The organism is Sphingobacterium sp. T2 (genome assembly GCF_000814685.1).
In the GTDB taxonomy this organism is placed as follows: domain Bacteria; phylum Bacteroidota; class Bacteroidia; order Sphingobacteriales; family Sphingobacteriaceae; genus Sphingobacterium; species Sphingobacterium thermophilum.
This window is the reverse complement of sequence record NZ_JXAC01000072.1, coordinates 1-7,635: the sequence shown is the minus strand read 5'-3', so window position 1 is coordinate 7,635 and position 7,635 is coordinate 1. Positions and strand designations below refer to the sequence as shown.

Genomic DNA, 7,635 nt, shown 5'->3' with positions numbered 1-7,635 from the left:
TGGCAATATTATCTGCTGTGGTTGTACCCACAGCTCCGGCACCAATAACTGTTATTTTCATAATTAGATAGATTTGTTTTATTGATTAAATATAATTAAAAATCAAATGAATTTATAAAAGTCGCTTTGGTGTAAAAAAATATACCTTTATGTTTAGAAAGGATATCCTATGGCCAAATTGAAGATCAGGTTGTCCCGTCTCCAAGACGAACTGCCGAAATCGATGTTTTTTATTACCCACCTTTCTCCTTTAGGATAATATGGAAGACGTAATGGGATAGCAAAATCCGTGCGAAGGATTAAGAAGGTTAAGTCGAATCGCAATCCTGCGCCGGCACCTACTGCCAGTTCGGTAAGGAAGTCCTTGCTCAGCTTGCCACCGGCCTTGTCTTCTTCCGTATTTTGCAACCATATGTTACCGGCATCGATGAAGGCTGCCCAGTTGAGTACGCCAAAGCCCATATCCACTAATCTGGCACGGTACTCTGTGTTGAGCTCCAGCTTATAGTCTCCTGTTTGATCGGCAAAGAAGTTGTCTTTCCCTAGATTTTCGGGGAGGGCAGAGCCCGGACCTACTGCGCGAGCGCGGAAGGCTCGTAAACCATTTGGTCCACCACTATAAAATTGCTTTAGATAAGGAAGAGAACGGGAGTTGCCATAGGAATAGCTCATCCCCAACATGATGCGGGATGCCAATTGGCTGTAGCGTCCCAGCTTCATGTAATGGCGCCCGTCAGCTTCTATCTTGACAAACTGGCTGTATACCGTTCCGAAAAGTTTTTTCTGATTGTCGTCATAGTTGGCTCCCTGCAAGAGGCCCAACACATTTCCTGAAAGGTTCGTTCCGCCTTTGAAGTAGAAAGTGTGCTTTAGACTTTCGTCCATGGTGTTGGTGAAAGTAAAGGTATAGTTTGGACCAAAAGAAAACTGAGGGTCTACAATCCGCTTAAGTGTTGGGACGGTATCCATCTGTGCTTTATAAGCCTCTGAAATGTTGCGAGGCTGCACGTATATGATTTCTGCCAAAGTAAGGTCATGCTGTTTTTGGTCATTTTCTTTCCACACATAGCCATATTTAAGACTTGATGAGTTAAGTACATAGGCTGACCTTCTATTGAGAAATTCGTAACCAAACTTAAGATATGTCTTGGGGATAAATCTTCTTGTTGGAGCCCAGTTGTATGGTGACAGTAGTCGAGGCCAGGTGATGCCCAGCTCCGCTCCGTAGCGATAATAGGAGGAGTTGAGGTTAATATTTCCTCCCGTTTGGGTTTCGTAGCCTCCAAAGACGTTAAGGGTTACGGTCTCAGCACCACGGAAGGCATTACGTAAGCTCCAAGTTACATTGGCTTCAGATCCGTTATATACGGATGCTGTTTTGGCTAAAAGTTCTAGACGTAAGGATTTTTTTGGAAGAGGTGTCAGGTGATAATAAACATCCAAGGTGTTAGGTTCGTCAGGACTTGGTTCAAAGCTGTTTTTGACGAACTTGAAAGCATTCAGGTTTACCAGATGGTTGATAGTTCTGTTGTGATCTCCTCGGTTGTACAGCTGTCCTCTTTTGAAGAAAATATGGTTGGCAATGACCTTTTTTCGGAAAGTGTTTTGCCTGTCAATAAAATAATAGTTGTCATCAAAAAGATCCAACATGTCCGTATTTGGGCGTCTGTTGTATCCTTGAGAGGTAAGAGTATAGTTAGGATAAATATATATGTTTCCGATTTTTTGAGGTTCTTTTGCTTCCGGCGTAGTTTCGGGCTTGATGGTGATGTACATGTTGACCTTGTGGTTACCTATAGTACTGTCCACCTCTACTAGAATATTATCCGGATTGAAGAAGTAATATCCTTTTGTTTTTTAGCTCATTGTCGATGCGGTCCCTTTCGTTGAGAATAACATCCAAGTTGTAGTTGGAACCTTTTTTTAATTAAGGATTTATCTTTATCTTTTAGAATATCTCTTCCTAAGTTGCTGTTGGGGTCTATTTCGTATATGACGGTGTCGATACGATAAATTTTTCCCGGAATACCGGTATAGATAATTTTTCCGAATTTACCGTTGTAAGTCGTGTCGGAGTTTACCTCGGCGTTGAAGAATCCCAGGTTTTCCATTCTGTTGCGGAGCAGGTTTTCATTATATTCTCTGTTGACGTCACTTAATAATACGGGTTCTTCACCTCTTTTTCGCAAGAAGCGTTTGAAGAAGTTGGAGTTGGTAGTGTCATATCCTCCGGCGGCATTCCAGAACATGAGCTTCCAGCGTACGCCGAACAGCTTTTTGTTGGGTTTAGGCATGAGAAGTTCTTCCAGATGCTCTTCGAAGAGTGCTTTTCGTTCTGCATTTACGTTGCTATCCATCTGTAGCTGCACGTCACCTCCTACATATAACCTTTCTCCTTCGGGAATATGTTTGGTGGTGCTACAAGCATACAGGGCCAAGCTTCCTATTGCCAGCAGGATGATATATAGTCTAAGCTGCATTGTTTCTCCTTTCTTCGTCTTCGTTGCGAATGGCTGTATCTTTTACTGACGATTTTTTTTGTGTCTTCTTATTCTCTGTAGAATCCTGCTTCAGCTTTTCTTCTTGCTGAGGTTGTTCCAAACGTTTGCGATATTCAGGGTTACTGCGCATCAAGCTGTCCCGTATAGCCCAACGTACGCTATCCCGATAGGCGGAGTCTGTTTCCATACGTTGTACGTCAAAACGACGACGGAAACTTCTACTGCTTGTATCGTAGTAATCAGCTAAGGCTTTCTCACTCATAAAGAGCTCTTTAAATTTGTTATAACTCATATTGATAATGAATCCTATACCTGTCTCTACGAATTGACCTTGCAGTGTCGCTTGATATTGGTTTTTGCGATACACTCTAGCAAAATATCGGCCGTCTTTAGAAAGTTGGTAGTCGAGGGTTATATCTCCTGCTATGTTGTTCGGATTTTCTCCGGGACGTGTTTTCCCTTCAACCTCGAAGCTGGAGCCTATAGCAATCTTTAGGCGGTCGTCGAAGAGCATTTTTGATATACCTATGTTGAGGTCGGTACGATTTTGTGCTGATCCAGAAAGGTAATCCTGCTCGGACTGTAAGTTGAAATCCAACTCCACACCTTGAATAAGGTTTGAGGTCTAGACTGTTGAGCTGTCCTGTCAAAAACTGACTTACTGAGCTACGTGCCATACCTTCTACGCCAGCACCTCCTGCCAAACTTTCAAAAGGATTGGAAGACATGAAGCGCTTAAGGATGATCAGTGAGAATACCTGCTTGTTGAGCTCCGCGGGATCGTCACGTAAGGCCACCAAAGCATTGTTCACTTTAGTGATGACATCCTGCGAGATGATGGCATTATTCTCGTCGAGGTCAATGTCAAACTGAATATCTGGTTTGAAGAGTTCTCCTGTCAATATAAGCTTGACATTGAAAGGTATTCGCTGCTTGTATAGGTTAGGACTTTCTGTGCCAATCTGGTTGGCTACGAGGTCTAATGTCGCGAACTTGTCTTTATATAAGGCCGTAATATCTAATCGGGCGTCGAAAGGATCACCGTTCCACGTGATTGTACTTCCTTTCTGGAAGTCGAATTCTCTTTTCAATGGACCAAAGTTGAAAGAATAGTTTCCATCTTCAACAGTAAAGGTTCCTGAAAGGGTAATCTTTTCGCTGGCGTCTATAGCGGTGACGAGTTCCGCTACACCTCGTATGTTCAGAGCGTCCTGAGAGCCTTCGTCGATGATAATTTTGAACTTTGCAGCTCTGTCGGTACTCAGATTGAGCGAAAGGTCGAAACCTTGGAGCTTGGTTACCGTCGTCATGGAGTCGAGTTTTGCAAACACATTGGACCTTACGGTGTCACTCCTGTCGACAAATTTGACTACGCCGTCTCTTTCTGCAACACCTGGATTGTCGCTCGGTACGATAAAGACGAAATCCGTATTTTCGTTGGCTTTGATGTTACCGTCGATTACAGGTTTGTCCAAGTCACCACGGATACGTATGTTGGAAGTGATGAACAGCTTACCGAAGAATAGATCATTATCTTCACGAGTAGAGTTTACTACGGCAAAGTCTGTCGTTGTCAGATTTAAGTTGAACGTATAGTCCGTATAGTTTTGTGTAAGTATAGTACCGTTGAGTTTGGCTTCATTTCCCTTATTGTCTTTGAATAGGAATTGTCTAAACTGCAACCCTTGGTTGTTAAACACGACCTTTTGTCCGTCCATGAGGAAGTCGGCATTGAGCATAGAGACATTTAACCTTGCTTGATTGAAGGTCAGGTCTCCAACAATTTTGGGTCTGTCGAGGTCTCCGGTGATTTCCAGCTTTCCATTGACATCTCCGGCACAATTCTTCAAATAACCGAAGCTGAAAGCTTGTATTGTCCGCATTTTAAGCGGGTTTAAGGTCAATGTGGCATTAAAAGAAGACTTCCCTTTCGGCGGAGCAATAAAGTCGCCTAGCAGCTGGATGTCGTTGCCATTCTCCGTTATGCGTACATCTGCCGAGTAAGTGTTTTCCTTTTGGTTATGTACGTTTACCAAAACATTCCCTACAGTATCTTGCCCTATATAAAATTTGTTTATGGTCAATTCTGACACAAACACAGGATTGGTATCCAGACGGTCAATAGTGGCTGTACCGTCTATTCCGCCACCGATATTCCAGGTCTCTGATTCCAAAATTTCGGTCAGTGTCTCTATACGGAAGTTGTTAAAGCTTATGTTTAAGGGTGAGTTGAGTACCGAATCTTGCGATAGAATACTTAATTCCTGACCTTCATTATGAAGGACAAAATCCTTGGCTTGGATGCCGTTAATGCCGAAGATGAGCTGATTGGAAGGCGTGATATTCCACTGGTCGTAGTTTAACATTAGTCCATCTTCCAGTAGGCTGAGGATATAGTTGCCCTGGTTTACAACCATCTTGGCACCCAGATGATATCGATCTTTGTCTTCTTTGTCTTTGATCCATAGTCCAAAGTCCAAGTTGTTTTCTATCACCTGTCCACTGAGTACCGTATTCCTCAGCTCAATCTGATTATACCGGATTTTGTCTATAAGTGTGGAATAATATAAGGTACTGTCCACGGTAATGATATCCAGTCCAAGATTGTTTATTTCTATACCTTCGTATAAGATATTTGGTGCCAGCAATTTGGCCATAATGCTTTTCTGTTGACTATCGAATGTGCCATCTAACGTGATGTCTCTCATCTTCTGTAAACCAGGAAGGAAGTCTTTGAGGAATCTCGAATTGGTCAATGTGGCTGAGAACTCAAAATTTTGAGCTTCATACTCCAAGGCCTGTGGAGGCTCATTATTCGGATTATAGTATACTCGCGTGACATCCTGCATAGATTTACCCAGTTCGGTCAATCTATACTTCCCTACCAGGTGAGCCCGTAAGAATTCGGATCTTAGCACTAACTCATTGCGATTAGTGTCCGCTCTGGCAATGAGAGACACCGTATCCAAGGTGTATCGTTCATTGTTATAGGCAATGGCGGATTGGGTGATATCCAGTCTTCCGTTAAGATAGTTAGGGTCTGCTGTTCGGAAGTTAGCGGTAATCTTGCCATGATACCTAAAGTTATCTTCCATCAGGTTGATATTTTGAAGATTGATAGAGTCAATCATCATATCCATCCTTACTTTAGGATAAGTATTGTGCATGTCGGCAGCGAGGTCTGCACGCAGACGTACGTTAGGGTCGTCACTGACAAGCTTACCTATTATGTCTCCTTGTTTTGCCTGCAAGTCTATATGTATGTCGTGGTAGCCATATCCTAATGCTTCGAAGCGGTTGATATGGCCTAGTATATCAGCTTCCATAGTTTTAGGGGCAAGCCCTTTTCCTTTAATCTGTGCTTCGGCAGCTATAAGGCCTAACGTAGAATCTTGCTTGAGAAGGTGTCCTAAATGGAAATTATCGATAGATATTGTTGCATCATAGGTTGTATCCTGTTGACCCATTTGGAGGTAGCCGTTGACTGCGGCATTTCCTTTTTCGGTAATCAGACTCATGTTAGCATCAAAGCCGCTCATGCCTCCTTTGAACGTTCCTGCCAATGAAATGGAATTAGGGAATTCCAACTCCATGCCTTCAGGAAGTAGGGAAGGAGCGATAAGCCTATCCAGATCTTTTTTTTCCGGTGACCATCTTTTTAAGCTGGAGGTTGATATCCATCTTGTCGATGTCCGGCAATCCTTTGATGACGGCTGAGGCTATGATATGAGTTTTGTCCAAAGTTTTGAATTCCAAGTTAGGGATGTTGAGGTTATCCAACCGTCCCGATATGCGGCCGTCGATATAGAAACGTTTGTTCATGAGTGGCTTCATCACGTCCATCTGATGCAAATCCGGAGCGAAGAAGGCAATGTCGCTCATGTCTATTTCACTTTTCTTGACATGTGCATCCACAGTCATCAGATGCGGATATTTAGTGATGGCCTCTAACGATGGATAGGTAACCTTGACATAATCGCGGATGATGGTCTTCGGAGTTTGAAGGAGCAGGTTTTTTACTTCTGCACCATTATTTCCATAGACAAAATCCCCTTTGAGCTGTTTGAGGAAAATGCCTGAATGGTCTTTTGCGGTAAGCATCTGTACGGAGCCCGATATCGAATCTGAAGAGTAGAAGATATTTTTTAAGGAACCCGCGAGGTCCTTAATGCCGATGTTGCCGTAGTCAAAACCTTTTATTCGAGGTTGATTGTTGTCGCGAAACAGGAAATTTGTCTTATCCACAGCAATTTTATCAACAGACACTATCCAATTGGCAGGAGAGCTGTTATCTTTCTCTTCAGGCTTTTTCTTCAGTTTGTCGAAGATAACATAAGAATCGGACTGATCCAGCACAATATCTTTGATTTGCACAATCTCTTTATTCAGATCTATATTATCTATATTGGCTTGAAAGGTTTTTGATATCAAATTTGGTTCTCATCGCCGAAGAGGCATCATCATACTGTACAAAGATGTTCTTGAGCGTAACGACTTCCGTAGCTAGGTTAGGAAGGAGGGAAGTGTCGGCAGTGGAGGATTCTGTAATGCCGAAATTTTCCGCTTTCACTTCCTGACGTTCGGAGGCAGGCTGCCATTGTTTTATTATAGCCGAAAGACCGTCAATATTGATTTTCGGAAGATCAAAGGTCATATTGTTGGTTAAGTCGAACGTCTTAACCCGTGTGTCTAGCTTGTTTAAGCGTATGTCGGCGGAGGTACCTATCATGTCGTCCGAATAGACGAAATGGATACTCTCCAAGCCGATTTTGTCCAACCGGAAAAGTAGGGCTGAGGTAGTGTCGGCTGCTTGGGGTGCACTTTCTTCCTCGGAGGAGAAAGCCTTTACAATATAGTCAAAGTTGAAATTGCCGTCAGGTGCTGTTCTTTTGATTTTGGAGGTAATACCCGCCAGCTGGATTTCTTGTACTTCGATAGTGTTCTTAAATATTTTAAACATATCGATGTCGACTTTAATCTTTTCTCCTGCCAGCAGTGTATCTCGATCTTTGATCTTACGAAATACACTCGTTTTCCAACACCAGTGACATTTTGGGAAGGTAATGTTGATACTATCCTATTCGTGACCATGGGTTACCTTAAATCTGTTTCTTAATAAGTGATACTTTCCTTA

Annotated in this window: 5 protein-coding genes and 1 pseudogene; all 6 read right to left on the bottom strand. The window is 42.8% G+C overall.

Annotated features, from left to right (window positions below; all coding sequences use genetic code 11):
* Positions 1-153: 153 nt before the first annotated feature.
* Entirely contained in the window at positions 154-1,809 is a 1,656-nt protein-coding gene (locus SD31_RS05655) for a BamA/TamA family outer membrane protein (protein ID WP_231561217.1), read from the bottom strand.
* Positions 1,810-1,862: 53 nt separating this feature from the next.
* A complete protein-coding gene (locus tag SD31_RS18550; RefSeq protein WP_231561216.1) occupies positions 1,863-2,480 on the bottom strand; it encodes a hypothetical protein in 618 nt (205 codons plus the stop codon).
* Positions 2,470-3,105: a translocation/assembly module TamB domain-containing protein gene (locus SD31_RS19960; RefSeq protein WP_262506547.1), complete on the bottom strand. Its 636-nt coding sequence runs from the start codon at positions 3,103-3,105 to the stop codon at positions 2,470-2,472. Before SD31_RS19960 ends, SD31_RS18550 begins: the two co-directional genes overlap by 11 nt.
* 88 nt (positions 3,106-3,193) lie before the next feature.
* Positions 3,194-4,219: pseudogene (locus SD31_RS19955) on the bottom strand (translocation/assembly module TamB domain-containing protein); the annotation flags it as partial.
* Between the two features lie 1,906 nt (positions 4,220-6,125).
* Positions 6,126-6,932: a hypothetical protein gene (locus tag SD31_RS18540; RefSeq protein WP_052258696.1), complete on the bottom strand. Its 807-nt coding sequence runs from the start codon at positions 6,930-6,932 to the stop codon at positions 6,126-6,128.
* Positions 6,898-7,461, bottom strand: coding sequence for a hypothetical protein (locus tag SD31_RS18535; RefSeq protein WP_052258695.1), 564 nt, complete (start codon positions 7,459-7,461; stop codon positions 6,898-6,900). The genes SD31_RS18540 and SD31_RS18535 overlap by 35 nt, the downstream gene beginning before the upstream one ends.
* Positions 7,462-7,635 lie beyond the last annotated feature (174 nt).